General features: G+C 58.1%; 33 protein-coding genes. 17 read left to right on the top strand and 16 right to left on the bottom strand.

The features are described from left to right. Positions 1–43 precede the first annotated feature (43 nt). The 8 genes from ACX80E_RS15430 to ACX80E_RS15395 all read right to left on the bottom strand — a co-directional run bounded on the left by ACX80E_RS15430 (position 44) and on the right by ACX80E_RS15395 (position 2,746). A complete protein-coding gene (locus tag ACX80E_RS15430) occupies positions 44–373 on the bottom strand; it encodes a hypothetical protein (protein WP_459302918.1) in 330 nt (109 codons plus the stop codon). A 6-nt stretch (positions 374–379) separates the two neighbouring features. Next, positions 380–580 carry a hypothetical protein gene (locus ACX80E_RS15425; RefSeq protein WP_459302917.1) on the bottom strand — a complete coding sequence of 67 codons (201 nt, stop codon included), beginning with the start codon at positions 578–580 and terminating at the stop codon, positions 380–382. 56 nt (positions 581–636) lie between these two features. Next, complete coding sequence (locus tag ACX80E_RS15420) at positions 637–822, bottom strand: hypothetical protein (RefSeq protein ID WP_459302916.1); 186 nt, start codon at positions 820–822, stop codon at positions 637–639. Between the two features lie 9 nt (positions 823–831). Then, a complete protein-coding gene (locus ACX80E_RS15415) occupies positions 832–1,221 on the bottom strand; it encodes a hypothetical protein (protein ID WP_459302915.1) in 390 nt (129 codons plus the stop codon). Positions 1,222–1,273: 52 nt separating this feature from the next. Then, the gene (locus ACX80E_RS15410) at positions 1,274–1,474 is read right to left on the bottom strand and encodes a type II toxin-antitoxin system HicA family toxin (RefSeq protein WP_459302914.1); all 201 of its coding nucleotides are present in this window, start codon (positions 1,472–1,474) and stop codon (positions 1,274–1,276) included. Positions 1,475–1,522: 48 nt separating this feature from the next. Continuing rightward, positions 1,523–1,777 (bottom strand): glutaredoxin-like protein NrdH, encoded by a 255-nt coding sequence (gene nrdH, locus ACX80E_RS15405; RefSeq protein ID WP_459302913.1) that lies wholly within the window; start codon positions 1,775–1,777, stop codon positions 1,523–1,525. Between the two features lie 53 nt (positions 1,778–1,830). After that, complete coding sequence (locus ACX80E_RS15400; RefSeq protein WP_459302912.1) at positions 1,831–2,235, bottom strand: hypothetical protein; 405 nt, start codon at positions 2,233–2,235, stop codon at positions 1,831–1,833. A gap of 148 nt (positions 2,236–2,383) precedes the next feature. After that, positions 2,384–2,746, bottom strand: a complete 363-nt coding sequence (locus ACX80E_RS15395) for a hypothetical protein (protein ID WP_459302911.1) — start codon at positions 2,744–2,746, stop codon at positions 2,384–2,386. Between the two features lie 805 nt (positions 2,747–3,551). Here ACX80E_RS15395 and ACX80E_RS15390 point away from each other — a divergent pair. Beyond that, positions 3,552–4,682, top strand: a complete 1,131-nt coding sequence (locus ACX80E_RS15390) for a DNA-methyltransferase (protein ID WP_459302910.1) — start codon at positions 3,552–3,554, stop codon at positions 4,680–4,682. On the opposite strand, the gene ACX80E_RS15385 is transcribed toward ACX80E_RS15390, so the two are convergent. Then, the gene (locus tag ACX80E_RS15385; protein WP_459302909.1) at positions 4,636–5,760 is read right to left on the bottom strand and encodes a hypothetical protein; all 1,125 of its coding nucleotides are present in this window, start codon (positions 5,758–5,760) and stop codon (positions 4,636–4,638) included. The genes ACX80E_RS15390 and ACX80E_RS15385 overlap by 47 nt on opposite strands. Before the next feature lie 228 nt (positions 5,761–5,988). On the opposite strand from ACX80E_RS15385, the gene ACX80E_RS15380 reads away from it, so the two are divergent. Continuing rightward, the gene (locus tag ACX80E_RS15380) at positions 5,989–6,588 is read left to right on the top strand and encodes a recombinase family protein (RefSeq protein ID WP_459302908.1); all 600 of its coding nucleotides are present in this window, start codon (positions 5,989–5,991) and stop codon (positions 6,586–6,588) included. A 64-nt stretch (positions 6,589–6,652) separates the two neighbouring features. Here the strand turns inward: ACX80E_RS15380 and ACX80E_RS15375 are convergent, their stop codons facing one another. Then, positions 6,653–7,039, bottom strand: a complete 387-nt coding sequence (locus tag ACX80E_RS15375) for a hypothetical protein (RefSeq protein WP_459302907.1) — start codon at positions 7,037–7,039, stop codon at positions 6,653–6,655. Positions 7,040–7,041: 2 nt separating this feature from the next. Next, positions 7,042–7,710: an AAA family ATPase gene (locus ACX80E_RS15370; protein ID WP_459302906.1), complete on the bottom strand. Its 669-nt coding sequence runs from the start codon at positions 7,708–7,710 to the stop codon at positions 7,042–7,044. 187 nt (positions 7,711–7,897) lie between these two features. On the opposite strand from ACX80E_RS15370, the gene ACX80E_RS15365 reads away from it, so the two are divergent. Further along, positions 7,898–8,188 carry a hypothetical protein gene (locus ACX80E_RS15365; RefSeq protein ID WP_459302905.1) on the top strand — a complete coding sequence of 97 codons (291 nt, stop codon included), beginning with the start codon at positions 7,898–7,900 and terminating at the stop codon, positions 8,186–8,188. Here the strand turns inward: ACX80E_RS15365 and ACX80E_RS15360 are convergent, their stop codons facing one another. From ACX80E_RS15360 to ACX80E_RS15350, 3 genes are all read right to left on the bottom strand, one after another. Then, positions 8,189–9,304, bottom strand: a complete 1,116-nt coding sequence (locus ACX80E_RS15360) for a hypothetical protein (RefSeq protein ID WP_459302904.1) — start codon at positions 9,302–9,304, stop codon at positions 8,189–8,191. Between the two features lie 252 nt (positions 9,305–9,556). Then, positions 9,557–9,691: a hypothetical protein gene (locus ACX80E_RS15355; RefSeq protein ID WP_459302903.1), complete on the bottom strand. Its 135-nt coding sequence runs from the start codon at positions 9,689–9,691 to the stop codon at positions 9,557–9,559. Positions 9,692–9,880: 189 nt separating this feature from the next. Next, positions 9,881–10,153, bottom strand: coding sequence for an ArsR/SmtB family transcription factor (locus ACX80E_RS15350; RefSeq protein WP_459302902.1), 273 nt, complete (start codon positions 10,151–10,153; stop codon positions 9,881–9,883). A 505-nt stretch (positions 10,154–10,658) separates the two neighbouring features. On the opposite strand from ACX80E_RS15350, the gene ACX80E_RS15345 reads away from it, so the two are divergent. The 13 genes from ACX80E_RS15345 (at position 10,659) to ACX80E_RS15285 (ending at position 23,972) form a co-directional block, all read left to right on the top strand. Beyond that, positions 10,659–10,940: a hypothetical protein gene (locus ACX80E_RS15345; RefSeq protein WP_459302901.1), complete on the top strand. Its 282-nt coding sequence runs from the start codon at positions 10,659–10,661 to the stop codon at positions 10,938–10,940. A 41-nt stretch (positions 10,941–10,981) separates the two neighbouring features. Further along, entirely contained in the window at positions 10,982–12,046 is a 1,065-nt protein-coding gene (locus tag ACX80E_RS15340) for a M23 family metallopeptidase (protein ID WP_459302899.1), read from the top strand. Next, the gene (locus tag ACX80E_RS15335) at positions 12,043–12,525 is read left to right on the top strand and encodes a hypothetical protein (RefSeq protein WP_459302898.1); all 483 of its coding nucleotides are present in this window, start codon (positions 12,043–12,045) and stop codon (positions 12,523–12,525) included. Before ACX80E_RS15340 ends, ACX80E_RS15335 begins: the two co-directional genes overlap by 4 nt. 18 nt (positions 12,526–12,543) lie before the next feature. Continuing rightward, positions 12,544–13,995: a MinD/ParA family ATP-binding protein gene (locus tag ACX80E_RS15330; RefSeq protein ID WP_459302897.1), complete on the top strand. Its 1,452-nt coding sequence runs from the start codon at positions 12,544–12,546 to the stop codon at positions 13,993–13,995. 146 nt (positions 13,996–14,141) lie between these two features. Continuing rightward, the gene (locus ACX80E_RS15325; protein ID WP_459302896.1) at positions 14,142–14,615 is read left to right on the top strand and encodes a DUF6668 family protein; all 474 of its coding nucleotides are present in this window, start codon (positions 14,142–14,144) and stop codon (positions 14,613–14,615) included. Between the two features lie 11 nt (positions 14,616–14,626). After that, complete coding sequence (locus tag ACX80E_RS15320; protein ID WP_459302895.1) at positions 14,627–14,938, top strand: hypothetical protein; 312 nt, start codon at positions 14,627–14,629, stop codon at positions 14,936–14,938. After that, entirely contained in the window at positions 14,935–15,663 is a 729-nt protein-coding gene (locus tag ACX80E_RS15315) for a hypothetical protein (protein WP_459302894.1), read from the top strand. Before ACX80E_RS15320 ends, ACX80E_RS15315 begins: the two co-directional genes overlap by 4 nt. Before the next feature lie 71 nt (positions 15,664–15,734). Then, positions 15,735–17,045 carry a hypothetical protein gene (locus ACX80E_RS15310; RefSeq protein ID WP_459302893.1) on the top strand — a complete coding sequence of 437 codons (1,311 nt, stop codon included), beginning with the start codon at positions 15,735–15,737 and terminating at the stop codon, positions 17,043–17,045. A gap of 5 nt (positions 17,046–17,050) precedes the next feature. Next, on the top strand, positions 17,051–18,556 hold the full coding sequence (locus ACX80E_RS15305) for an SCO6880 family protein (protein WP_459302892.1): 1,506 nt from the start codon (positions 17,051–17,053) through the stop codon (positions 18,554–18,556). Continuing rightward, entirely contained in the window at positions 18,556–20,136 is a 1,581-nt protein-coding gene (locus ACX80E_RS15300) for an ATP/GTP-binding protein (protein ID WP_459302891.1), read from the top strand. Before ACX80E_RS15305 ends, ACX80E_RS15300 begins: the two co-directional genes overlap by 1 nt. Continuing rightward, positions 20,123–21,988 (top strand): type IV secretory system conjugative DNA transfer family protein, encoded by a 1,866-nt coding sequence (locus ACX80E_RS15295; protein WP_459302890.1) that lies wholly within the window; start codon positions 20,123–20,125, stop codon positions 21,986–21,988. Before ACX80E_RS15300 ends, ACX80E_RS15295 begins: the two co-directional genes overlap by 14 nt. Then, the gene (locus ACX80E_RS15290) at positions 21,981–22,799 is read left to right on the top strand and encodes a DUF4913 domain-containing protein (RefSeq protein WP_459302888.1); all 819 of its coding nucleotides are present in this window, start codon (positions 21,981–21,983) and stop codon (positions 22,797–22,799) included. The genes ACX80E_RS15295 and ACX80E_RS15290 overlap by 8 nt, the downstream gene beginning before the upstream one ends. A 3-nt stretch (positions 22,800–22,802) precedes the next feature. After that, a complete protein-coding gene (locus tag ACX80E_RS15285) occupies positions 22,803–23,972 on the top strand; it encodes a hypothetical protein (protein WP_459302887.1) in 1,170 nt (389 codons plus the stop codon). Between the two features lie 117 nt (positions 23,973–24,089). Here the strand turns inward: ACX80E_RS15285 and ACX80E_RS15280 are convergent, their stop codons facing one another. Both ACX80E_RS15280 and mobC read right to left on the bottom strand, forming a co-directional pair. Beyond that, positions 24,090–25,706 (bottom strand): relaxase/mobilization nuclease domain-containing protein, encoded by a 1,617-nt coding sequence (locus ACX80E_RS15280; protein ID WP_459302886.1) that lies wholly within the window; start codon positions 25,704–25,706, stop codon positions 24,090–24,092. Continuing rightward, on the bottom strand, positions 25,703–26,095 hold the full coding sequence (gene mobC / locus ACX80E_RS15275; RefSeq protein WP_459302885.1) for a plasmid mobilization relaxosome protein MobC: 393 nt from the start codon (positions 26,093–26,095) through the stop codon (positions 25,703–25,705). The genes ACX80E_RS15280 and mobC overlap by 4 nt, the downstream gene beginning before the upstream one ends. A gap of 257 nt (positions 26,096–26,352) precedes the next feature. Between mobC and ACX80E_RS15270 the strand changes: the two genes are divergently transcribed. Further along, a complete protein-coding gene (locus ACX80E_RS15270) occupies positions 26,353–26,670 on the top strand; it encodes a hypothetical protein (protein ID WP_459302884.1) in 318 nt (105 codons plus the stop codon). The last annotated feature ends 55 nt before the right edge of the window (positions 26,671–26,725 follow it).

Raw genomic sequence — 26,725 nt, 5'->3', positions numbered from 1 at the left:
CAATGGACGATTCACAGCAGCTCTCAAACGAGAAACAAAGCGCCTAGGGCCGAAGGTCGTAGGCGCTTCTCGCGTCATTGACGTTCATGTCCAACGCCTCTGCAATGGCTGTCCAGCTCGTACCACGTGCGAGTGCCAGGGCAACGGCTGCGGCCAGCTCGCGCTGTGCGCGGCGTAGATTGTCCGCATGGCCTTCTACGAGAATGAGTGGATCTTCAATCGCCCAACCTCTGCCCATCATGTCCTCATCGGTGACCGTTTCGAAGCACTCCCCCAACAGCTGGTATTCGTGCATGGCCTTGGCCATTTGGTCCGGACTTAGCCCGTCGAAGTCGTTAGTGTCCGAAGGTCCTGCATAGGGCTTGCCGCGCATGGTTTCCTAACTGATGCTGAACGGTAGAACGGGCTGAATGGTGAGCGTAATGCTAGCCTCGCTGACCTCTGCCACATAGGCGATTGCTTCGGCAATGATCGGCGCATCTGCTAGGCGTTTTACCTGGCTAACAGCTCCGGGAACTTCCACACATTGCAAGGACCACCATAGGCCGGTTTTCTCTGCTGTCACGGTGTACCGTGTCATTGCTGCCTCGTTCCTAGCTTGTTGTGCGTGTCGGGTTTCCCGATTGCATTTAGGGCCTATTTGGACGGCACATCTGTTTCATTGGTGCTGGTGTGCAGCAGCGCCACACGATTTCCGCCACTGAGCTGAACGGTGGAAAACGTCGCACCTCCCTGCACATCTTCACCGGGCTTAGCGCCCTCAGTCGCTCCCATATGGTCAAGAAGAATTTTCGTCATCCGTTGCGTTGCTTCCTGCTCCATGCCACTCCCCTATTTGAGAATCTGCGCGATGCGCTGAAACGTGTACCCGGTCAACGCTCCAATGTCTTTGAGCGTGTAGCCCTCACCTTTCAAGGTGCGGGCGAGGTTCGCCAGACTCGCATCGACATTCGTCCTTGCTGCCGTGAGCTGGCTCTGTGCCTGGTGCCAGGATTCGCTAGCGGCTTTCGCGTCTTCGGGCAACGTGTAGTCAACCTTGACGGCCACCTGATCGGCGGGCACGTTCAAAATAATCGCTGCCAGATCCGCGGCTTGTTCGGGGATCTTGTCAATGGTTTTGCACTGAGTCAATCCGTCAATCTCGGGGATACTGACCATCCACCATTTGCCCTCTTTGTAGGCGTTGACTTCCAACGTCCGTACCGCCGTTGTCGTCGTCATGTCAAAGTTCCTTTCAATCGGTGGAGGCCCTTTCGGGCCTCCACCGGGTTGTTTACTTCCAGTTGCTCGGGAGGGTTTCTAGCTTCTTCGCTAGCTTGGCAACCACACCGGCACTTATTTCGTTATGCCGGGGAATTGCTTCCCCCTGCCCGTCCGGCCCCTCCCACCATTCATGCCCTCCGGTGGTCCGAACCAGCTGCCAGCCGTTGGCCTTTAAGACCTTCAACACGTCCCGCTTTTTCTGTGGTTTCATAATACTATTCTAACATGATTTGAATGTAAAGTTCAAGTGTCATTAGAACTATTTGGCAAGTTCTACAATCTTGTCCGGGCGGAATCCGGACCAGTGGTTTTCATCGCTTGCGACCACCACGGGCGCCTGCGAGTATCCGAGTTCTTCCGTGATGTATTCCAGTGCCGCAGGGACTTCCGTCACGTCCACAATGAGGTAACCAATGCCCTTGCTATCTAGTGCCCGATAGGTGGCGTTGCACTGCACGCAAGCGGGCTTGCTGTACACGGTGACAGTAGCGGCGGGTGCCTTATTCTGCGTCATGGCCTGCCCCTTCTCCTGGTAGGTGGCCCCGCCTTTCGGCGGGGCCGGTCGGGTTAGTAGTCGCTGGGGACTTTATATTCGGCTTGCATGTCCTCGAAGCTGGCCGTTAGATCCTTGGGGCCGTCGCTCTGTCCGGCATTCCAGTACCAGAACGCTTGGCGGCTAATCGCTTCATTGCAGGCCTCCCAGCTGCGGTAATAGTCAGTAGTTAGATCGCCCTCGACATAGAGACCGAAGCCGTAGAGGCGGCGGGCACCGTCGCGCACGACGCGAACGAAGCCGATCACGTAGGGCCACTGTCCAAAGTCGTAACCGTCCTTGCCCCAGAGAGCCAAGGCGGTCCAACCCTGCGCGCCCGCGCGTTCCATGTAGTCATACCCGTCGCACCATTCGGCTGAGGGGAGGCTCTTTTCCGAGATGGTTTCCTCGGTGTCCGTGGTCTTGATGATGATTCCCATGATCCGTTTCCTTCCGGTTGTTTCCTTGCTTCCTTATGCACTAATTCTAACACGATTTGAACTGTTTATTCAAATCATATTAGAACTATTTGGGAAGAAGTTTCCCCGGTCGGTCCCGCACCTTTTGGAGTGCGGAACCGTGGCCGCGCTAGTCGTCGAGGATGTTCTCTTGGGGGTCGAGGTCGTTCCAAAGTTCACCGGTGGCGCGGTATGCGCTGAGTTCATTCCCTCCATCGGGGTTGCCGAGTAACTCGTCTGAGCGATTGATAAGCATCGTCAAATAGGTTCGGCCATTCAGTTCCCCGCGGGTTACCTGGTAGGCGTCATTGCGCCAGCCGTTGTGCAACTCAATGAGTTCGCCAAGGTGGCTAGCCACTTCCTCATTCACCGGCTGTTCGATCCCGAGAAGATTCTCAGCCAGTAGGCGGATTTGAAGGTCATCCACAACCAAGTCCGGCCAGTCGAACCCCTCGAGGTAGGTGTCTATCTGAGTGCTGGTAATGGGTCCCATGATCCGCTTCCCTTCGGTTGTTTCCTTGCTTCCTTATGTATTAATTCTAACACGATTTGAACTATATATTCTAGTCCTATTTGAATTATCTGGGAGGTTTTTCGGTGTCGTTTCTGGCGTGCGCGGCGGTTGGTAGATGTGGGGCGGGCGTTAAGTACCTCGACGTAAATCCCCTTGCGCTTGAAAGCCCATCCCGCGCTCCGGGTGAGGTGCCCGGGCAACTTGGCCCCGCTCCCTGCGATGTGTCGTCATTGGCTGAAAAGAACCTAGCCACAATGGGCGGTGACACGGCAGCGCGCGGCTTGGATGCTTCTATAACTGTCAAGGTCCATCGCTTCGCGAAAATGCTGAGAATCTTGGAGTCCTGCCGCCGGCTACTGCTCACGTGGAAGTTAAATGGCGAAGCGGCCAACATCCTTGGGGGACGATTGACCGCTTCGCCCTCAACGCTACAAGGACACTCTGACAATCATCAGAACCAACTCAACTCCCTGTCCACAACCAGGTAACCCCGACGCGAGGTTCCCGGACAGCGCGACAGCACCAAATGCCACTGCACGGCACTACCTATGAGAATGTCGGCACCTAGATCCAATTCCATTCGCGCCAAGCCACCCCTGACTCATCTTCAGCGACGGCCTTTAGAATAAAATAAGTAGCGCCTCGGGCATGGCGACCGGGTGGTAATTTACGTAGGAGGGGAATCTAGTAGCAACCTAGAACACACATGCATGCGTCCCAAATATCGTCATTCCTACCCTCGCGCATGCTAACCTGAGACGTCAAGACGTCTTTGGAGGTAAGTGTGAGCATTGTGGTTGAGCCAGGCGTTATACGGGACGAGATCAAGAGGGTTCTTTCAATATCTGGTGAACCCATGTCACCACAGGCCATTCAACACGGCATTGAAGCCTCCCTAGGGCGCGCTGTTGCATCGTCCTCGGTTCGTTCATATCTTCTGAATAATGAGCCGACAAAATTTATTCGTGTTGACCGGGGGCTTTATGCGCTAGCGACGTCTTTCGTTGGAAATTCTCCTAAACTTGACACCTTTGAATCGTCAAAATTCGGCAAATCCACCTTGGTACATGCTGATTGCTTGAGCTGGTTGCGGGCCCAAGCTGAGAACTCCATCGACGCCGTAGTAACAGACCCACCGTACGGTCCCGAGGAATACAGCGAGGTATCCCAACAAAAGCTTCGCAACGGCAAAGGTGGGAACTGGCGCATTCCACCGTCACTTGACGGTGCGATCAGATCACCCGTGCCTCGATTCACGACCGCCGATGCTGACGATCGCGAAGCACTGAAAACCTTCTTTACTCAATGGGGAAGCGCCATGCTGAGGGTCCTCAAACCTGGCGCCCATGTATTTGTTGCATCAAATCCGCTTTTTAGTCACTTGGTGGGGACCGCACTAGCCGAATCGGGGCTTGAGCGTAGGGGGGAGGTAGTTCGGATGGTGATGACACTTCGAGGCGGTGATCGCCCAAAGAATGCACACGATGAATTCCGGGACATAACGGTAATGCCCAGGTCTATGTGGGAACCATGGCTGCTTTTCCGCAAACCCCTTGAAGGCACTGTCGCGCATAACCTCCGAACTTGGGGCACAGGAGGGCTAAGGCGCGCAAGCGAAGAGCGGCCTTTCGGCGACGTCATCCAATCAGCACCGACAAATGCTTCCGAGAAGAAGTTGGCCAATCACCCAAGCCTGAAACCACAAGCGTTCCTACGAACGCTTGTGCGTGCCGCCTTGCCATTCGACGATGGTGTGTTGCTTGATCCCTTCGCTGGATCAGGATCAACATTGGCAGCTGCCAATGCATTGGGACTATCCTCCATAGGCCTAGAGCGTGACGAGAGTTACTATTCCCTCGCTAAAGATGCTATTCCGCGCTTGACGGCATACTCACCGCGGTCGAGCTCAAACTAATTCCCGCGTCGTCGCAGAAAGCCTCGAAGCGTTTCAAGAGCTTGGCGTGATTTTGAACAACCTTGAGGAAATAGTAGAACTCCTGAACGGCCATCTTCTGTTTTGGAATATCCCAGTAGGAAACGTTGCTGGACATCTGGGTTCGATCAAACACTAGAATGCTGTTTTCCCCCAAGTACTGTGCGGCCATGTGGGAGAAACTGTTGGCTAGAACGACGGCAGTACAGTTTGGCCAGCGGATCAGTTGCTTAACAAATTGATCAAACTGGGCGATATCGTCATCGCCTATATCGAGGTCTTTTACCTCAACGCTCAAGGCCAACGAACCTCCGATCCAGCCATCAACATCTCCAGCCGCGCCGACCCTCGATGATCCTGATCCGACCTTGAACACGCGCAACGTAACGTTTGGACTATCCGCCCGATAGTAGGCATAAGCCAAACCTTGAAGAACGGCACCACCTGGTTCTCCCGAAACGGCACTTGAAAAGTTGTCTAGTATGTGGCCGAAGGGACGCAACTCTCGTACTCCATGTACCTCCGCAGTTAGTTCCGGGATATTCAGCACCATTGCCCATAGACGCTCAGCCAAGAGAGTTCTTTCAGACGGCTCCATGCTGACGATTAGAGTAAATTCATCCTGGTGTTGAACCCAGGACTGGCTAGCGTGCGGAGCCGAGTTAGGGTAGTCCGGCCGATGCAAGTCATGGCGAATCACGTGTTCAACAGCGTTGTAGTAATTACGCAAAGAAACCGTATTTTCCGGCCCTTCAAGTGTCATCGTATTGCTTCTTGATCCGCCCGCGAGAGTTTCCCGAGGCGGGTAGGCAACCAGAACGTCGTCAAGCATCCCTAACCCCAGCTGTCCAAGAAGATCTTCCGCCATGCCTATGTACGCAATCAAAACCCCAAGTAGGTACCGCCGACGTGGCTGGAGAGCCTTCAAGCGAAGCACTTCGGTAATCTTGTTCGTTTCAACTACAGGATGTTGACGATCGATGAACCCTTCGGGGAACCCCAGGCTGGCTCTGAATGACGTAATTGGGTAAGCCTCAGCGGCTTCGGCGGTAGCAGACATAGGTCCAATCATCTCTTAACCGAGAAATTACTCTGTCTACCTTCCAAATGAGACAACGGAACGAAATAGGGAGCGTTCCACTTCCAAGGAACCGGGACACTCCCCCGGTGAGACACTGCCGGTCGTGAAACATGCGGGGATTCCGCGTAACATGGCCGTCCCAAAAGCTAATGCCAAAAGTCCCTGCAGCTGTCCGCGTGCAGAGCTAAATTTCGGTACGGTGCAAGCATGGATATTGGCTATGCGAGGGTATCGACCACAAAGCAGGATCTAGGGCGCCAGCTGGCCGCGCTAGACGCCGTAGGTATACCAGGGGAACGCATCCACGTGGATAAGAAGTCTGGGGCCACCACGGCCCGCCCTGGGCTTACTGAGGCATTGGCTCATGCCAGGGCCGGGGATGTAATCGTGGTGCACACACTGGACCGGCTTGGGCGCACGGTTCGGGACACCTTGAATATGATTCACGAGCTGAGCCAGCGCGGTGTAGGCGTTCGCAACCTGGCGGACCCTATCCGGGTGGACTCATCCAATCCTGCGGACCCCATGAGCCAGCTCGCCGTGGTCATGCTGGCCCTCTTCGGTCAGATGGAGCGCACTTATGCTGTCGAGCGCGCAGCGCACGCCCGCGCTGTCGCTGCATCTGCTGGCCGTCGCACCGGCAGGCCCTCAGTGGTGGACCCTGACACCTTGGAACACGCTGTGCTGCTTCGGGACAGCGGGGCCACCATGGCCGAAATCTCAGCCAAGACCAAGCTAACTAGATCCACTCTTTACAGACACTTGCCGCCGCGCTCTTGCGAGGATCTGAGCGTGGCGGCAAGGTAGAGGGCAACTTTGTAAGTTCGTAATTTACGGACTTACGATATTCGGTTATTTGTAACTTACAGACTTACAAACCTACAGAGTTGCGAATTTCACCTTCGTTTGAGCCTGTGAGTGCTGTCGTGTTGGACAGCAGAAGATCCACGGCCACACGGATTAACGTGTTCTCGGTGATTCGCTCCCCGCCTGCGGGTTTGGCCCGGTTGAGTTCACGAGCTGCTGCCGTGAGGGCATCTATCTGTTCTTCCCGTAGTCGCGTTTCTTTACGTTGCAGGGCCAGGTATGCGGGAGTTGTCGGGGCCGCTGGCTTGCTGGGCTTGGTGGGACTCACCTCTGGCTGCTTGGGAGCTGCGGGCTTTTCGGGTGCGGGCATGCTAGGCGCTTCGACGGGGGCTGACAGTGCGGGCAGCATATCTGCAAGGCCCTTTTTCCTGGTTGTCTGTGATGTGGCCATGGTTAGGCACCTTTCTTAAGGGGGGCGGTTGCATTGGCCCAAACGGAGAAGAGTTCTAGCGCTACGGTGCGGTAGTCAGATTCGGCTTTCTGGGCGGACCTGGTGCGGTCGTAGCTGCCGACCACAACGCCGGTACCTGGGGCGCGTTCGTGGTCCTTGTACGAGCGGACAAACGACTTGGCCACTTTCAATCCAGCGTTGGTGAGTAGTTCCTGGGCGTCGGTCACGTCGGCAGGGGCGCGTGAGTCAGCACGAGTAATCACGACACGGTAATCCACGCCATATGGTGCGACGGCTGCCCGGTAAGTATTCATCAGTGGCTTCATGGCTGCGGGGGCTGGTTCCGTGGGCATGATGGCAAAGTCTGCGTGGCTCATAATCGCCTTGAGCAATTCCACGTTCTCGATGTTGCCGGGCGTATCGACAAAGACCATATCGAAATCGGCCTCTCTCACGCGGGACAGAATCTCAGGGTCCGACTCGGACACGACTTCAAAGGCATGGGTTTGCCCATTGGCCTCTGCTCGCGCCGACCAATCGGCGGCCGTTCCCTGGGGATCAATATCAACGACGAGAACGCGCGAGTTCTCGGCAGCAATGGCCGCCAAGCTCATAACGGTTGTGGACTTCCCAGCGCCACCCTTTTGATTCAATACGGGGATCACTCGCATGGAGCGCCACCCCTTTCTTTTCGTTGTCTGTATGTTCGGATACTACAGGACTTGTAACTAACAGTACTACAGACATTGGAAGTCTGTAAGTTCCGAAGTAACAAAGTACGTAACTTCGTAAGTAGCGAACTTATTCACCGGCCACCCCCCATTACTAATGTCAGGGGTCGCGCGTAGCGTTGTGGCCATGGAAATCGTGGAGGTAAGCGCGGCGGCGGGGGTTCCCGTTTCGTTCGTGCGTGAGGGGCGGACTTGGCATGTTGGTGCGGTGCCTGTCCGCTGGTTTGAGCGGGTGGATTGGTGGAAGACGGCACAGCGGCTAGCGCGTGATCAGATGTACCACATGGATATTGAGGTGTGGCAGGTACAGGCCAGGATCGGGCGTAACCTCAAAAGCCCCCTGGTGACGTTTGAGCTGGTCCATGGACAGGACCGGGAAACCTGGTCTATCCGGTCCAGGGAAACCATCGCCGCCTAATTAGTTCGCCGGGGCTTCCCGTAAGGCGTGGATGGCGGCTAGGGCTTTGATTTTGGTGGGGGAGTCGCCTTGGCTCAGGCGCGCTGCGTGTTCCGCTTGGCGTTCTAGGACGCGGGCCAGTTCTTTTTCGCGGAGGATCTTGTTGTGAGCAGCTTCGGCGGCTTTGCGGCGGTCGGGGGAGGTCATGGGCTTGCCGTCGATTGTGTGGGCCATCATGCGGCCACGGAGCCATTCAGAAAGGCGTTGGGTGTTCCTGGTGACGGGTGCGCCGTCATGGGGCCACAGAGTGCCGTCAGGCTTCCTGTCTATGTTGGTGAGGATGTCTGAGACGGTCCAGCCTTCTTTGAGCCAGGGCTTGAGTACGTTGGCAATATATTTTTGTGACAATGGACGTAATGCGTAGATTTGGCGACGAATTTCCGCTGAGGCGCTCCACCGTTGTCCTTTGCGCTTTGTCGGTGCGTGAGCTGGCCACAGTGGTTCTGTCCGATTTTCGGGGAAGGTGAGCGCTGCGGCGCTTGCGCCGCCTTCAATGAAGTTCACGGCGCAGCCGTGGCCTTTCTGAGGCTTTTTCCCGCGTGTACGGGTTAAGAATTTCTTTTCGCTGGAAGGTTCCACCCCTAAAGGGGCGGTGGGGGTGCAAGTCTTATCCACATCCGCCGATTCAGGGGCGTCCGGCACAGCGGCCAGCGTCGAGGGAATGCAGATGACGTAGACGGGCAGCTCGTTGCCCTTGGCGTCCTTCTCACGGACCATCTCGGCCGAGCGGCCTGAGGCGACGGTGCCCAGGTATCCCCAGGCGTGCAGCAGCGTTAGGTAGTTGGCCACTGTGCGGCGGGAGATACCGAGCCATTCGGCCAGCCCGGGGCGGGCATCTGCCTCCCCAAAGCATTTGACCCGGCCACCCCAAGGAACACGCACGGTCATGGTGTCGTAGTCGGTCATGCTGATCAGCTTTTCAAAAAAGCCCAAGAGGCGGCGCTGAAATGGCCGCGTCCGGGCTGCAAGACGCTCGTCCCGGCCCAGTTCCGGCAACGCCTGGTAAAGGCCATGAGCGGCCCGCATCGAGCCTGCGGGAACAGCTTTCTTGATGTGCTTCTTGCCTCGCTCTTGCATCCGGCTAACACGGCACGGCCGATACCTAACCACTTCCTCAGCAGGTACAGCGGGCACAAGCGCAAGCGGTTTAAAAAAACTAGGGGGGGTTGATTCTTTTACGCAAGGGAGGGTTGCGTGTAAGCTTAAGGTCATACAGAGACTCCTTGAGGGTGTAACTGTGGGAGCCCTTCACCTCGGCCGCCAAGCAAGAGGGTGAAGAGCGAATAACTTTATACGGACCGAAGCCCCGCCTAGCGGGGCTTCTTCCTTTTAACCAGCCTTACGTATAGGCAGTTCCTCCGGTAGCTGGTCGCGGTCAATCCACGCGGGCAATCCATCAGTCGATGCCTGTAGTTCTGTCTTGAACTGGGTCAGCAACCTGTCTAGGCCTTCTGCTGCAGTCACGCCGATAGAGTGCGCAAACGTCTCTAAGGTCATTTTGCTGTCCTTAGAAATCGTGTAGTTGGTTTGGGTGTAATCGGCGTTGTTGAGTGAGCCTCGTGGTCTGCGTCGTACATTTCCCATGGGACAAACATACGCATAGGCATACCTTTAAGCGCGAAGCTGTGCGGCGTGTCGGGAAAATAGGAACGTTTAATGCCCTAGTAGGAAGTCCTCAAGCGACTTCATGAGTGCTTTGAGTTCCTTCGGGTCCACCGTGAAAGTGACCGCACGGCCGCGCCGCTGACCGGCCGGGACGCTGGCCGCAACCATTCCAGCATCTTCCAGTTGTTTGAGGCAGCGGCGGACGGTGTTGGGGTCCGTGCCAAGAACTTGCGCCAGCTCTGCGGAGCCAGTTTCCCCATTCATGGACAGATAGCGCACGATGGCGCGGGAAAAAATGGTCCCTACTGATTCGATAGCCATCTCTACATCCCTGGGAAGGGAGCTATCGGGGCGTAGGTATCTGGGCATTGCATCATTTTGTCTCACTTTCAAGAACTTTCACACTTCGAATCCAAAGACAACATTTAATGTTGTTTTCAGTGTACAGTTTCAACTGTAAGGGAATCTGCGCCAGGCAAGGCCGTGGCTCATGTTCCAAAAGTCTTTGTCGGTCGGTTGAACCTGTCCGTTTTGACAGGTTGGGCACTTATCGCCTGTCCTTTCGGCCAGTTCTTGGAGGGTTGGTGTCATGGCTGGACCACCAAGAACTCTCAGCATTGGCGGGGTTTATCCGGTGTTTTCGGGCGAGTTTGACCGTTTTTGCTGGGGCTTCGGCGTCGGTGGTACATGACAAACTCAGGCCTCGTACGCCGAGTGGATTTATTCGGCTCCTAGGGTGTTCGGCGCAACGTGCGTGTCGGGCGGTTCGGTGGCTCCGGTTGTGTGGTGGCCACTGGCGACGATTTTGACGAAGGAAGGCTTTGCAATGGCAGGTATGAGAAAGGCACCGCTCATGCGGGATCACCCGTATAAGTCCGGGCAGGAACTCCAAAGCGCATATGCGGTGGAGATGGAACAGAAGATCGCGCACCAGAACGTGCACGTCTCGTTACCTCCCGCAGCGCTAGAGGCGCTAAGGACGGAATCGAGAATCGCCGGAATCTATGGTTCTGATGCGATACGGGAGGCCGTCGTGGATTGGATCGCGGCACGCATTGATCGAAGGAACCAACTGCCGAGCGGCACCAACGACTCAGTGCAGGGATAAGGGATAGCCGTTTCTGTAATGAGTGGGGGAGTGAACCAGAAATGAAGAAAGCCGGACCGCTTGTTGCAGCGTTTCTTTTGCTGCCCTTAGCCGGAGTTATGGCATTCGTGCTGCTGCTTGGCGGCAGCTCGGCAGCGTCGGGTACGTGCGACGTCCCTGGCGTATCCGTGGACGGTTCCAAGCTGCCCGAGTCCGTTGGCGCTTTCAAAGGCGAACAGTTGAAGAACGCCGCGTTGATCATGGATGCGGCAAAGAAACTCGGCTTGCCACTTGCCGGACAGATCATTGGAGTGCAGGCCGCAATAGGCGAATCATCGCTGAAAGTTGTTGACTACGGCGACGGCGCTGGCCCCGACAGTCGTGGGCTATTCCAGCAACGCGACAATGGGGCATGGGGCAGCTACTCGGACCGCATGAACCCCACCATTAGCGCCACGAATTTCTTCAAGGCCATGCAGAAAATTGACGGTTGGGAGTCGTTGGAGCCGACGATTGCAATCCACCGTACACAGGGCAACCAAGACCCCAACCACTACACCAAGTTCCGCGCTCAAGCTGTGGAGATAGTCCAGGCATTGAGCGGGGCCAAGGTTGAGGGCGGCGTGTGCACGCCTCCGGGCGGCTCAGTGGTGGGGGACTTGACCGGGAAGTGGGTCAATCCACTACCCGGTTCCGAAATCAGTAGCCCGTATGGTCCGCGTGGCGCAGTCGGATCTATTGGGGGAGTCCTGGCTGACTTCCACTACGGCATTGATTTCAGCACCCCCGGTTCCGCTGGGACGGTGTACGCCGTCACTGACATGAAGATCGTTGTCGCGTCGGATGTTGACGGCGGCACTGGTGCCGGTACTCACGTCAAGGCCCAGACCCTAGACGGCAAATTGACCATTGCCATGTACCACATGCAAACCGGATCTTTGCGGGTCAAGGTCGGTGACACTGTCGCTGCAGGCTCACCGATTGGCATCGAGGGAGCGACTGGAAACGTGACGGGGAGGCACTTGCACCTTGAGTTCTTTACCGGTCGTTTCCCTGATCCCTGGGTGCCAACGAATCCGACAACTGATCCACTACCCATCCTGAAATCGAAAGGAGTTCTTTCATGAAAGGACCATGGAAATTATTGGCCGCGTTAGCAGTTGGCACGGCGGCACTCACGGCCTGTACCGGGCCAAGCACGCCGACCTCCGACGTTGTATCGACGCCGAGCGTCACACCGCCACAGGAGCACTATCCAAGCGTTCCAGTGGTCACGTGGGATGCCGAGAGTGAGCAAAGTGCGAAAGATTCAGCGCTGCAGGCTTTGACCTCGTTTGCCCGTCCTGCCGTGGACGCGCGGACTTGGTTTAGTGACCTTGCCCCGCTGCTGGCAGCGGATTACAAGGTGGATGCCCAATACATCGACCCGGCCCGCATCACGGTTAGCACCGTGAAATCGGGGCCGGTTTTGAACCGTGAACAACAGAATCCCCTCACGGCCACCGCGCTATTTGAAACCAACGATGGGCAGTGGGTTGTCTCGATCCACCGGACCGGACAAACGGACCCATGGCTAGTTACTGCCATAGCCCCTAAGAACTCCTGAGAAGAAAGAGAGCAAGCAATGATTGACAAGACATTGATTCGCGATTTCCCTCCCATCAGTGCCCAAATCAAGGACGACCATACGGGCGTTCTGATGATTGGTGCCAACGAACAGCTGGTCACCGGCGACTCGGACATGGACGTACGCCGCGCCCTCATTGGCCTAGTGACGAGCCACGCCTCCAAGTCGGGCAGGCCCATGCGCGTCACCACACGCGATAGCGACGGGCTGGCCGTACTCCTGGTGTCTCCTGAGGGGGATATTGAAGAGGAATACAACGAAGGGTTCCCCGAGGACGAAGGCGTTGAGGCGCTAATTGAAGCCGTTCCTGGTGCTGGCAAGTCCGAGTTGGCGAAGGAGCCTTTGGCTTCCGTTTATGACCCGGCCAACTTTGATGCTGTTGTGTTTGATTCCGTTAGGGAGGCTACTGCACCTGACCCTGTGCGTCCGCCATTGCCGACCGTGGAGCCGAAGCATGTTCCCGAGGCCGACAGCAAGCCGCAGATGCCAGCTGTAGCGCCTGTGGAGCCGATTGCGGCCCCTACACGGAGGCAGTCTTTGCGTGAGGCTGGTTCGTTCCTGGCAGCTCCCAGCACCCTTGAGCCGGCTACCCAGGGATTCCGTGGTTTGGTCAATCACTTGGGGTTCTCCTTAGCCCCTTCGGCGGAGGAAATGAGCGAACGTGAGGACATTCGCTTGGTGTCCAAACACTTCGCCGGTACTCGCACGATTGCCGTCGTGAACCAAAAGGGCGGCTCCAACAAAACCCCTACCGTGGCAGATTTGGCGGCGGTTTTCGGGCGCAATGGTGCCAGCGTTTGTGCCTGGGACAACAACCCCACAACGGGCACGCTGGGTTGGCGCACACAGCAAGGGGACCACACGCGCAGCGCCCTTGACGTGATCGCCGGTGCCGATAATTTGCTGTCCTCCACGGCCCAGCAGGCAGACATTAACGCCTACGTTCACCACCAAAGCACCGACAAATACGACGTGCTGCGTTCGGATTCCGATGTGTCAGGCACGCATGAGGTGACCGCCGAAGAAGTGGACATTCTTCACCGCGTAGTTTCAAAGTATTTCCGCCTCATCATCATGGATTCGGGTAACAACCACCGCAGCGCTGAGTGGAACCGGATGATCGACCATGCAAGCCAGCTGGTTGTTCCCACCACCAACGAAGAGGACCGTGTTGAGGCTGCGCTTTTGACCTTGCAGGGTCTTGACCTCAAGGGCGAGCCGTCCGCAGAGCTGGCCGCTAACGCCGTGGTGATCGTCTCCGAACGCCAGCAAGGCGAATCCAAGCTCTCGCAGGCGACGGCTGAAAAGTTCCGGCCCTACGTCCGCGAGGTCGTAGTGGTTCCCTTTGACCCGGCGCTCAAGTCGGGCCAGATCCGCTACGGTGCGCTTCGTCCAGTTACGCGCCGTGCGTGGTTGCGGGCTGCGGCTGCGGTGGCTCGGGGACTGTAATGGTGGCCACCGATCGCACCTCGAAGTGGTTGCGGGCAGTCAATGAGACTACCGAACCCCTTCCGACAAATCCGGCAGTCCTCAAGCAGGACCCCAGAGGGCCGCAGCGGCCTCAAAAGGGTGTTCGGCGGCGTGCAGGTAGCGGCGTGCCTCGGCAGGCCGTTGAGGGCGTAGTGCCGCCGCTGTGGGTCATGGGCACACACGGTGGTGCGGGTGAAAGCATCATTGCTTCCCTCGTGGAAGGTGCAATAGCCACGGATCACGCATGGCCAAGCCGCACCGGCACAGCTGAGGACCAAGACCGCGTTTTACTGGTCTGCCGCTCCAACATGCGCGGGCTTCGCTCGGCCCAACAAACCGCCATTGAATACGCCTCAGGTGCTTTGCCTGGCGTTCTGGCTGGGTTGGTGGTTGTCCCGGATGCTCCGGGAAGGCTACCCAAAGACCTAGCTGCCCTGGCGAAAATCGTTTCCGGCGCGGTTCCTCACACCTGGCATATGCCGTGGGTAGAGGAATGGCGGCGGGTACTTACCCCGGAGGCTAGCGCGGTGCCCCGCTCCGCGCGCAGCGTCCTAGATCAAATCCAGTTGCACACCGTGCCCGCTGGAACCCAACAGTAAAGGAAAACATCATGACAATGTTCAACTCAGTACTTCTCGTAGCGGGCCAGATCCAGGCCGAAATTCCCAACCCTGTCCCGACCGCGCCTCCCGGCTCGAATGGCCTCACGACCATTCTTGGATGGATCGCATGGATCATCTTCGGTCTGGCCGTCGCGGCAATTCTGATCGTTGCCGGGAAGATGATGTTTGACCACCGCAACGGGCAGGGTGGCGGTCAAGCGGCTACCGGCCTTATCTGGGTCATGGCCGGGGCCATCGTCGCCGCCGTGGCTTCCGGGCTTGTGGGTGCCATTGTTACCGCCGCGGGTGGCTCCGCATGAGTGACAAGGGCGCTACTAGCAGCGCCAAGGATCATGAAAGCCCTTTTACTAAGCCCTGGTTCCTGGTTTCTGCCGGGGTTATCGTCGTGATTGTCGTTTTGGCTGTGGTCTATTTCTTGCTTCCGCCAACTGGCCAGCCAGCAGCAGTGCAACCCACACAGCCAGAGTCAAGCAGCTTGCCGTCGTCGTCCACGGACGACGGCGCGAGCGTATGCGGCCTCGCAGCCGGTGACCAACGCCTACCGGGCTTGGAACTCACGAGCAAATGGGAACTGAACGGTAAAACAGCCGTTCCAACGTCGCTCACGGACGGCCCCGGTAAGCGTTCAGAAGATGGGGCGCGGACGTGCTACGCACAAAACCCCACTGGGGCGCTTTACGCCGCCGCCAACTTTTTTAGCGCGAGCATAGAAAAGCAAGGGCAGATCATGGTGGAGGACCTGTCAGCTGAGGGTCCTTCACGCGATAAGTACCTACAAAACCCCATGACTTTCGCACCTGGGGTTAGCGACGTGACGATTCAACTGGCGGGTTTTAAGATCCAGTCCTATGCAAAAGATGCCGCAACGGTTGTCCTCGGCATCAAGACTTCCGATGCCATGAATTTTTCGTTGACGGTCCCTCTCAAATGGGAATCCGGTGACTGGAAAGTGAACCTTGACAACCTTTCACGTATGGCACAGGTTTCGAATCTTTCGGACTTCATCCCCTGGGCAGGTGTCTAGTTATGTTGCCCATGGATGAAAACGGACAGCCGTGCGGAGGCTTGGATTTTCAATGCCAGATCAAAGACGGTGTGAAAGAACTTGCCGGTAGCGCTCTCGAACAAATGGCACAAGCGGTCACTGAGGGCTTCGGCAAGATGGTTGCTTGGTTGGGCACGTTTTGGGTTGACGTAGACGTGCCGCCGTTGATTACTGCCAATGGTGGAGCCTCTACTGAGGTCGCTTTCATTCAGTCAAACCTCTGGTACTGGACGTTGTCCTTGGCAATCTTCGGCGTGCTAATTGGTGCGGGCCGCATGATCTATGAACGGCGCGGCGAGCCGCTGCAGCAGATTGTCGTGGGGCTGGTTCGTTTCATCCTTGTTGCTTCTGGTGCAGTAACCGCGATTCAGCTGCTTATTGTCGCCTCAGATTCCCTCGCTAAGTCCCTGATTGACAACTCAACGAACGGGACCGGGTTCGGGACGAACCTGCTACTGATGATGCCTCTTACAGGTTCCTCGGGTGTTTTCTTGGTCATTCTGCTGGGTGTTACGGCCCTCGTAACGTCCCTCTTGCAGCTCGGGATCATGATTGGTCGCGTGGGTGCCCTCGTTTTGCTGTCCGGGCTGTTTCCCACAGCAGCGTCCTTTACAAATACCGAGGCGGGCAAGCAATGGTTTCAGCGCTTTGTGGGCTGGACCCTTGCCTTTATCGCTTACAAACCTGTTGCGGCATTGATCTATGCAACGGCTTTCAAGCTCACTGGATCCGATGTGTTGGGTGGAGACAAGGAGAGCGGTGTGAAGTTGCTGACTGGGTTGGGACTGATGGTTCTGGCCTTGGTAGCTCTACCGGCCTTGATGCGTTTTGCTGCGCCGATGGTTGGCGCGGTAGCCGGTGGTGGCGGTGGCGGTGCAGCCATGGGAGCTATGGCCGGTTCCTTGGCTTCGGGAGCAATTAGTAAGGGCTTGGGTGGTGGTGGCGGTGGTGGCCGGTCCGGTGGCCACAGTTCATCGAAGACTTCAAACAACTCCGCATCAAAGACCACTAAGGATGCTTCCGGCGCTAAGTCCGGTCCTTCTGGTGGCAAGTCTTCTCAGGTAGGTCCGCAGAATAGCGGGAATGGCGCCAAAACTGGTGCAAGTGCAGGAGCCGGTAACGGTGCAGGAGCCGGAAGTGGTGCAGCCTCCGGGCGTCGCGCTGCCGGTGCAGCTGCAGGAGCCAGTAAGGGCGCAGGAGCCGCAGCAGGTGGCGCGGCCTCTGGTGGTGCGGCGGCTGCGGGCGGCCCCGCCGGTATGGCTGTTGCGGCAGGTGCTAAAGCAGTCAAGGCAGGGGCAGATGTGGCCAAAGGGGTCGCAGAATCAGCAACGGGTGAAGGCCCGTCAGGGAGCAAAGGATAACCAAGATGAGTCAGCAAACAACGTATGAGGAACCAACTTATGGGAACTGGCGTAAGCCACGAACGGCAGGTATCGGCCGTTTCGGGGCGCTTGAAACTGGCCTGCTGATCCTTGGCTTGCTGGTGATCATCTTTGCGTTCCGTTTGCTCGGTCCGCTGGTAGGCGGGGTGTCTCTCGTGGTGTTGGGTTTGGCCTTTTTGACCTTGACCATGAAGGACAAGCATGGACGCTCACGGGTGGAACGATGGATCGCCAAAGCTACCCATAACCGGGCAGCTAGCAAGCGCCACAACCTCTACCGTTCAGGTCCGGTGGGAATGATTCCTGGTGGCAAAGCGCGGCTTCCTGGTTTGTTGGCTCAGTCGGAGCTGCACGAGTTTGAGGATAGTTTCGAGCGTCCCTTTGCGCTGCTGCATATGCCCTCTACGAATCACGCCACGATTGTTATCGAGGTCGAGCCGACTGGTTTGGCACTCGATGATCGAGAAAACATTGACGCCTACGTGGCCAACTGGGGCAGCTGGTTGGGTGGCTTGTCGAAGTCCTCGGACATTGTGGCGGCATCTGTCACTGTCGAGACTGCACCGGACTACGGTGCACGGTTGCGCAACGAGATTGACGCGAACCGACACACGGAGGCGTCCCCCGCCTCGGTGCTGATGATGGAAGAAATCAAGACTGATTTCCCGCAAGAGTCAGAGACTACGCGGGCCTGGATCGCTATCACTTTCACCACGTGGAGGCCGGGAGCCGGACGCGGGCGCAAGGTTCAGGACGTGGGCCTTGACTTAGGTACTCGGATTGGAAAATTCACAGAGCATTTGGAGGTGTGCGGTGCTGGTGACGCTCATCCGGTCACCGCGCAGACTTTGTGCGAAATCGTCCGTAGCGCTTACGATCCTGCGGTTTCCGAACACATCGAGGCGGCCCACGCTAACGGGGTTACCCCGGCCCTGTCTTGGGATGATGTTGGACCGATTGCATACGACAGTGGGTGGGAATGGCTCCGGCACGACTCGGGACTCTCGAAATCCTGGCTCATGACAGTAGCCCCTCGTGGCGTGGTCTATTCCAACGTTCTCGAGGACTTACTCAGGCCCTCCGGGGATGTGGACCGTAAGCGGGTTTCCTGGCTTTACCGTCCAGTATCCGCAGCGCGGGCCATGGACGTAGCTGAGGCCGACGTAAACGCCGCAGCTAACCGGGCCAACTCAACTCGAACCACGAGTTTTAGGGCCGAGAGTGAATTTCAGTCAACGGTTCAAACCGCTAAAGAAGTCGCTAAGGACGCCGCCATGATCAACTTTGGCGCTGTCATTACTGCCACGGTCCTCAACGATGAGGACGCCCTAGCCGCGTCCTATGAAATTGAAGATTTGGCGGCAGTAGCTCAACTCACTGCACGGCCCGCATACGGATCGCAAGACGTGGCATTCGCTGCCGGATTGCCGTTGGGCCTGGTGCTTCCTGATCATGTAGCCATTCCAGCAGCGGTAAGAGAGGCAATGTAATGCTGAACCGTAAGCCAAAAAATGATCTGCTCGACGCCGAAGAGGCCGAGCGCAGGATGGTCCGTGCCGGACGGCGCGGCAACGTTGAACCCAGCCGACGCGGCTACAGATCACCTGGTGGCGGGTATTCCTCCTATGTGGACATGGCCCCGGAACATCGTGGATCTTCTCGGCAAGTCTGTGGGCTGTGGCCGTTCGCCAGCGGTGCCGGTTCGCCCTTGGACGGTGTGCCGTTGGGGAACAACCTCTTGACCGGAAACATTGTGGGACTGGATCACTTCACCGCCTACGAGCGTGGCCGGATTCCCACACCCAGCGCCTACTTCATGTCGAACCCGGCCTTGGGAAAGTCCACCCTCGTAGGCAAGATCATGATGGGCTTGGACTTCTACGGGGTTAAGTCCATGGTCCTTGGTGATGTGAAGGGTGAACACGTCGCCCGAACGCTGCGTGTAGGCGGTAAGAGGATTCCCCTGGGTAACGGGCGGGGATACTTGAACCCGCTCGATTGGGGTGTCGCAGCGGACGCCGCCGCCCGTCTGTCTGGAAGTCTGAAAGAGGAAGTCCTCACCGAAGCGCACGAACACACTAAGGCGCTCATGGTTGCGTTGATGACAATTTCGCGCCGGGTGCCCCCGAGCGAGGAAGAAGAAATTGTTCTCGATACGGCATTGAAGATCCTTTACGACAAGTTCGACGGCGTGCCTCTCATTAGTGACTTGTCGCAAGTAATTGCCGAGAAGCCCACAGCGCTACGGAACGCGGTTCTGGACCGTGGCAGTGATGAACGCTACGCCGATTCCACCGATGCCCTGCGCAAGTCCCTCAACGGTCTAATGTCCGGTGGGCCTTTGGGAACGATGTTCTCCCGGCACACTCGGGAAGAGGACAAGTTCGACATCACCCGCAGCTGCGTGTTCGACCTCTCGGCCATTTCTGACACCTTGCCCGCGCAGCAGGCAGCCGGGTTGTTGGCGTCCTGGTCTACGGGCTTCGCGGGGGTCAAGGTCGCTCAGATCTTGGCCGATGCTGGTCTTGAGCCTCGCCGGAACTACAACGTGGTTCTCGATGAGCTGTGGCGGGCGTTGCGTATCGGTCGCGGCATCGTGGATAGGGCCGATTCGCTGACCCGTTTGAACCGGCATGAAGGGGTGGGCCAAATGATGATTTCCCACACCCTCAAAGACTTCGATGCGGTGGCCGATGAGGCCGACCGGAAGAAGGCTCAGGGCTTCGCGGAACGTTGCTCGATGCTGGTTATGGGTGGTTTGGGTAAGTCTGAAATGGAGAAGGTCCAGGACTTGCGGGACATGACCCGCGCGGAACAGCGGCGCGTGATTTCTTGGGCTGACTCGAAGAAGATCACGACCAACCGGCACGGCGAACAGGTGCCATTCGGGCGGGGCAAGTTCCTCATCAAGTTGGGACAGGCACCGGGCATTCCGGTCCAAACCCGGCTGACACGTGTTGAGGGTGAAATTGCCGATACTAACCAGCGGTGGGAAAAGCTCCGGCAGTCGGGGCGGAACCTGGCCGAAGTGGAACAAGAAGTGTTTGGGGATGCTGATGAAGCAGCGTAATACGGGCGCTATGACCGGAGGGCAAATCGCCGGATTCTGCGCTATGGGGTTTATTGTCCTCGCCCTTGTGGTGGTGGATCTGGGCATCTACGGCGGTTCGTGGATCAGTGGCGACGGGCAGGAACTTCCTGCCAACCCGCTCAACACGCCGTTTCTGCTGATCGGCGGACGGGTTACCTGGTCCCTTACTTCTACGGCTGTGGCCGTGGGGGCAACTGTGTTGCTCCTGGCGTTTGTCACGCTCGTTCTGGTAGCCGTGGCCAAGAGCCGCAAGGGCCGCAGCCGCATTGACTACAAGGCGAAACTGATGGGCACCGGCAAAGACATAGAGAAGTTGACGGAACCGGCAGTAACCGCCTCGGCGCGACGCTTTGGTGTCGTTGACGCTATTGGGATTTTCCTCGGTGTCACGGTGGCCGGTGTGCGGAAGATTTACGCCGATTTCGAATCGGTGGTGCTGCAGATCTGGGGGCCTCGTCAAGGCAAGTCCTCCACCCAAGTTATCCCCTACGTTCTGGACGCTCCGGGCGCGGTGGCCACCACGTCAAACAAGCCCGATGTAATCGACGCTACGCGGCTTCCTCGGAGTCAGCGCGGGAAGATCTGGGCATTTGATCCGCAGAAGATCAGCGGTGATCTGCCTAGCTGGTGGTGGAACCCTCTTTCCTATGTCCGAGACGATGAGCGGGCCTTGAAGCTGGCCGAAATTTTCATGCTTGCAGGGCGCGGCCCTGGCGTCTCTGGGGACGCCTATTTCGATGGTGAAGGCAAAGACATGTTGACCGCCTTGTTTTTGGCCGCTGCCCTCGGAGACAAGCCGATTAGCACCGTCAATGACTGGATCAACGAGGGCAAGCCCGCCGAACCTTCCCGCATCCTGAGGGAGAAAAAGAACGGGCTGTATGCCGCCTATGCCGATGGTTTGGAGGCCCAGCTCCGCTATGAACCAGCACAGCGCGACGGTGTTGTGGGTACGGCTAAAGCAATGGTGCAGTCCTTGAAATTTGTCAGCACTCTCCAATGGGTAAACCCCCTATCGGCCTCGGATTCTCGCCCGCAGTTCAGTCCCGAACAGTTCGTGCGTGACGGCACTGGCACCCTTTACTTGCTCTCCAAGGAGGGCGGAGGATCTGCCGCTGCCTTGACGACGGCGCTCACTGTGGCCGTGGCCGACGCGGCCGAAGAATTTGCCATGACGCAGCCACGTCGCCGGATGCCGGTGCCCATGGTGATGCCCCTGGATGAAATTGCGAACGTGTGCCCCTGGAAGGACTTGCCGGACAAGTACAGCCACTACGGATCTAAGGGCATCATCCCTATTGCCTTTCTGCAGTCCTACTCTCAAGGGGAGGAACTGTGGGGCGAAAAGGGTATGCGGAAGATCTTTAGTGCCAGCTCCGTCAAGGTGATCGGTTCGGGCATTGACGAAGAAGATTTCCTTGGAAAAATGTCATCCCTCATTGGTGATTACACCTACGACACCACCTCGGATAGCTCGTCAAAAAATGGGCGGTCCCGCTCGGTCAATCCTGACGGCGGGAAAGAGCGCATCATGACGGTGGCGGACTTGTCGGCCATGCCGATTGGTCGCTCTATCGTGAAGAGGTCGGGAACTCCTGCAGTGATGATCAAAACGGTTCCCTGGCAAGCTGGTCTGCACGCAGATAGTATTTGGCTCTCCCTCAACCTGTACGACCCCACGCCAGAAAGCTCCAAGGCCGTAGAGGAAATTCTCGCCCGCAAAAACGCGGATCAGTTGCCCATGGTTGCCGCGTACCGGCAAGCCCAGCAGGCGGCAAGAAAACCGGCCTCAGCGCCGTCGCGGTGGCTTGAGGCGGTGAACCATGACTGAGCAGCCGGCAGAGGACGCCTGGGCCGATGTGGAGGCCCCGGAACGTCCAGAGGACGCCTGGTCAGACATGGGAAACACGGTGATTCCCGTCGATGATTCTGTGACTGTCCCGCCTGCCGAGGATCTTGCTGGCGAACCAGAAAATGACTCCGACACGGAACAGCCACCGGTGGAAGGGTTCCAGCTAAGCACCGCTGACGTGGTTGCCCTGGTCAATGACCGCAGCGACGAAAAGATGTCAGTAAGTACCTTCCGAACCCTGGTCGCCCATGGTGAAGCTCCCCCACCGCTCACGTGGGGCCGGACCCCATTGTGGTCCTTTTCCGCTATTGAGGATTGGATAGCCGAAATGTTCGCCCGCGGGGCATTCACTGTCCCGGTGGTCATGCTCGATGTGGCAGAGGCAGAACAGGCCGCGCAACCAGAGCCGGAACTCGTTTTTGGCTCTACCGCGCAATGGGTGGAGGAATTTCTCGTGCCCATGTACCGCAGGGACATTGCGCCCAACGGGGCCGGAACGCTCACCTGGTGCCCGCAGTGGTGGGAACACGCTGAGGCAATCATTCGCCTTGAGGCACTGTGGCGAGCCTGGGAGCATCTACGCCTCGACGGCAAAACTGGCATGAGTGTCTTTATGAAAGACCACCTAGACCACCACATGCCGACGCTCATGGACGGCAAGGGCCCCTTTGACGGGTGCAGCCTAGCCAAGGGTCATGTGGGCCAAATGAAGCCGGTGACGCTGGTTCCAGCGCCCCCGGAGCTTTTCCCCGATGCACGCCAACCAGTAACAAACAAGAAGGAGAGTTAGGCCATGAACGAATCTGACGGTATCAACGAAATTTTCGATGACTTTCTGCGGCAGGCTTTGATGGTTGCGGCCCGCCTGGGAGAGGTGGCCGCTCGTGCCCGACAGCAGCACATCGAACGAGCCAGGGCGCAGAGCGAACAAACCGGACGTGAGGCGGTGGCACGCTTTGAAGGTGAACGTCACGCGGCGCGTGTTGCCTTGGCCCCGGTCCAGCAAGAACGCTGGTGGGCCAGTGCTACCCCTGAACAAATCGGTGCCGCCTACCAGTCGGCAACCTCGTGGGCGAATGAGGATTCCGAGATTGCCCGCACACGGCAAGTCATGGATGAGCAGCTGGCCAAGCGGGGCGTGATCGTGACCGGCTCAGAATCGGGGCAGGTTACAGAGTTGGTGCAGGCGAAGCAGTGGGCGGCTGAAAACGAACCCATGCTTGACGGGCTGCACACGCGCGAGATGGTCAACAGCACCGATGCGCGGGACCGTGAGCGGCTGAATAACCACCTGGTCGCATCATGGCTGGCTAGCCCAGACTCACCCAAGCACGCACAGGGTGAGGACACCCAAAAGCGCGAGCTGGAAGAGGCTCGGGAATGGGCGAAAGAGACTGACCCGAAAGCATATGGAGAGTGGGAGCAGAGCCACGGCTACGCGGACACGGTTGAGGTCGAGCGCTCCAAGGAGGCCGACCTCATCAAGCAGTGGAAGGCCGCGACAACTGCCCCTGTACCTGGTGCGTCTGCAGATCACGCGAAAGCGGCGGGGCTGGCCGGGGAGTCTGAGAAACTGCGGGGCGCGGCCTACTTCAAGGACGCCGCAGCTGCAGGGGCGCGGGTCGATGGTGACGGGGCAGCACGTTGGGCCGGGGATCTGCGCGACATGCAACCGCTGGACGACGATCTTTCTCCCTCGGATGCTGAATGGCACGCACAGGAGTTGGCTTTGGCTGATGCTCGCGCGACGGACAATTGGGACACTGCCGGACGCCGGGAAGAGTTTGCCCAGTCTCTCCATGGCAAGGCCGATGAACTGGCAGTCTCGGCCCGGATGCTCGCTGACGTTAGCCAGGGAACTCACCCCAGCGCAGCGGTCAAGGGTCCAGTCCCCACAGCGACGAAGGCCCGGAAGAACAATCAGGTGCCACGCGCTCACAGCATTGCCAAGACTGGCCGCTAACGCCAGCAACCAACGCTCCCAACCACAAAGGGCGCTTAGCACCGTGAAGGTGCTAAGCGCCCTTTGTCGTTGGTGGCCACGACTGGAATCCGGCGCGAGGGCTGAACCTGTCCTAGTTCATCGTCCCCGGCCCTGGTCCTTGCCCTGGGCGTCCTTCTTGACCGTTTCGGCAGTGGTGGCCGGTTCCGGGTTTCCGGTGGCTTGTGCTGCGCTGGGGCGGCTGAGATTGATGAGCCTTTTCAGCTCGTCCATACGCTCGTCCTGTTCTGTCCTGAATTCCACGGCAGGGGAACCAGCGGGGCGGCGCTCGGTGAGGGTGGCCGTGGTCCCTGAATGGGTTAGCGCCCCGTCGAGTCCAGATTTCACAGCTGCAAGACGTTCCACTGCAGCACCGCGCACACTGTTGGCGTCGGAGAGCCTGCCGGATGCCTTGTGCATGTCGTGAATGGCCCGCATGGTGTTGCGCAGCTGGGCAAGTAGCAACGCCTCGCCCGCCGTCGTGGAAGGCCCTACAGAGGATTGCATCAAGAGCATGCCAGCGCCCTTGGCGCTGGGCAGGGGCGCGTTTTCGGTGCGTACCGGGAACCGGCGCAGCTGGGCGGTGCGGGAAAGGATCTTGGCTGTTTCCGCCAGCGGGCCGGGTACTGATTCGGTTCTCAAGCTCCATGCAGCAAATGCGCCGGATGTTTCGCGCGCGACCTGCGCCCAGAGGGCCGGATCGTGGGCGGGCACGGACTTAATGCGGTCGTAGAGTTGGCCAACCTCGGCTGTGTACTTTTCCCACTGTTCGGCAGTCGGTTCGGTCGCTTCCCTACCGGGTGCGCCGATGCGCTTGCCCTCGGTGACGGCCTGCCATTCCACGGCGGCGGCGTCCTGTGCTTCGGGTGAGGTATCCCAGCCTGCACGCATCTTGGGAAGTGTCAGATCGCGGGCTAACCTGCCGCCACCAAACCAAACGGATTTCTCTGTTCGCACTGACGGTTTCAGGGCAACGGAATACCCTTCCACGAGGGTCTTGCTGCCCTGCGCGAAACGTGGGCGAACGAGAACGCCAGCTCCACGCAAGCGGCGCACAAACTCAGCCTCATCAAGGCTGGCGGTGCTGGCAGCTCGAACGGTGCGCTGCAGGGTCTCGCGGGGTAGCTCGGTCAATCCCTGGGACTGGGCGAACTCCTTCTCCTTGGGGTGGTACCCGCGTTCGGCGTGGTCTCCCCGGGCAACACGCAAGCCATGTTTGAGTTCCAGCTCGTGAGCCAGCTTTTGTGATCGTGGTTGGTCATTGTGCTGGCTCCACTTGGTGCCGTCCTCACGGATCATGGACACGGCCAAGTGGATGTGATCGTTACCGGCTTTGCTGCCTCCATGGTGGATTGCAACCCACCGGCACGGCGGCTTGCCGTCGCTGCCCGTGAAGCCCATACCCTCGGCAAAATCCTGGGCAATCTCTGCCCACTTCTCATCCGTGAGTGTGCCCTCGTCGGCCTTCAAACTCAGCGAGACGTGGAAGACGTGAGGGGTTTTGTAGTTCGTACCAAACACGGCCTTGGGAATGTCCAGCTCGTGGCCAAGACGTGTTGCACTCTCAGCTGACAGCTTCTCGCCGTGATGCACGCTCACGATGGAATCGGATGCAGTAATGACGCGCTGCTCCGTGTGTTCGTTGGAGCGTCCCGGACCTGCCAAGTACTGAATGAGTCCGAACATGCGCGTGCCCTTGGTAATGTTCGGCATCATGGCCGCATCACCGACACAACAGCCTCATCAATGCGGCCCATCAGTCGGCGTGCTGCCTCAACAGTCGCTGCTGCATCTGCCGGAAATTCTCCGGTTGCATTCGCGTGCCTGGCTATCTGGTTAACGTTGTTAGAAACGGCTCCCAGCAATGACCGGATGCCCAACAACTCCGCTGCCAGGTTGCGGCGATCAGTCGCGGACTCCCCCGCCAAAGCGAATGCAGAATCGAACAACAAGCGGGGCACGGTCACATTGGACTGCACGGCACGAACGGCAAGTGCCGCTTTCTCCTGGTCGGTAACCCAAACCTTTACAACGAGCTTGCGGCCACCGGCCACATTGTCACGGCGCGACTTACCCAACCGGCTAACCGTTGGGGAGTCCGACATGCCGTAAACCTTCCTTCAAAAGCCAGCGCAGCGACCCCGAAAACTTCGGGGACTCACACACCAGTGTGACAGAAGCTCGACGGAACGTCGAGCTTGGAAGCCATTTACGGTACCGTAAATGTATAGCTTGCTCCGCTAAGGTTGCGTTTGTAGGTTTTTGCCCCTGTGGTGCCGGTTACGAAAACGCCTCGGAATAAAGCCGGGAAACCCTGTAGCCTCGCGTGACACTCTCGTGTCCGCTGGGTAGGCTGTCGGTTATGGACACTCAATCAATTGCACAGGCCGCAGCAGCCAAACTAGATGCGGATCGTAACGAACGTATTGCCGCAGTGACCGAGCTGGCCGAATCTGCCAAGGCTCTCACTCATTCACGCCAGCAGCTTGCCACTGCAGAGCAACAGCACGCGCAGCACTATCGCGCAGCGCAGCGCCTCGGCTGGACTGACGCCGACCTCAAGGGCTTCGGAATCGAGTCACCAACAAAGAGTGCAGGCGGGCGTCCGCGCAAAGCCAAGGCAGCCACGACTAAGCCAGTCTCAGAGCCAACGAATGAGAGCACTTCCAACAGTGATTAATAGTCGACCTTGTCACCAACGAACCAAAACAACATGTGGGTATCCGGCTTACTCT

This window comes from Arthrobacter sp. TMN-49 (assembly GCF_054511095.1).
The sequence above is the reverse complement of the archived record's forward strand: the minus strand, read 5'-3'. Positions and strand labels throughout refer to the sequence as shown.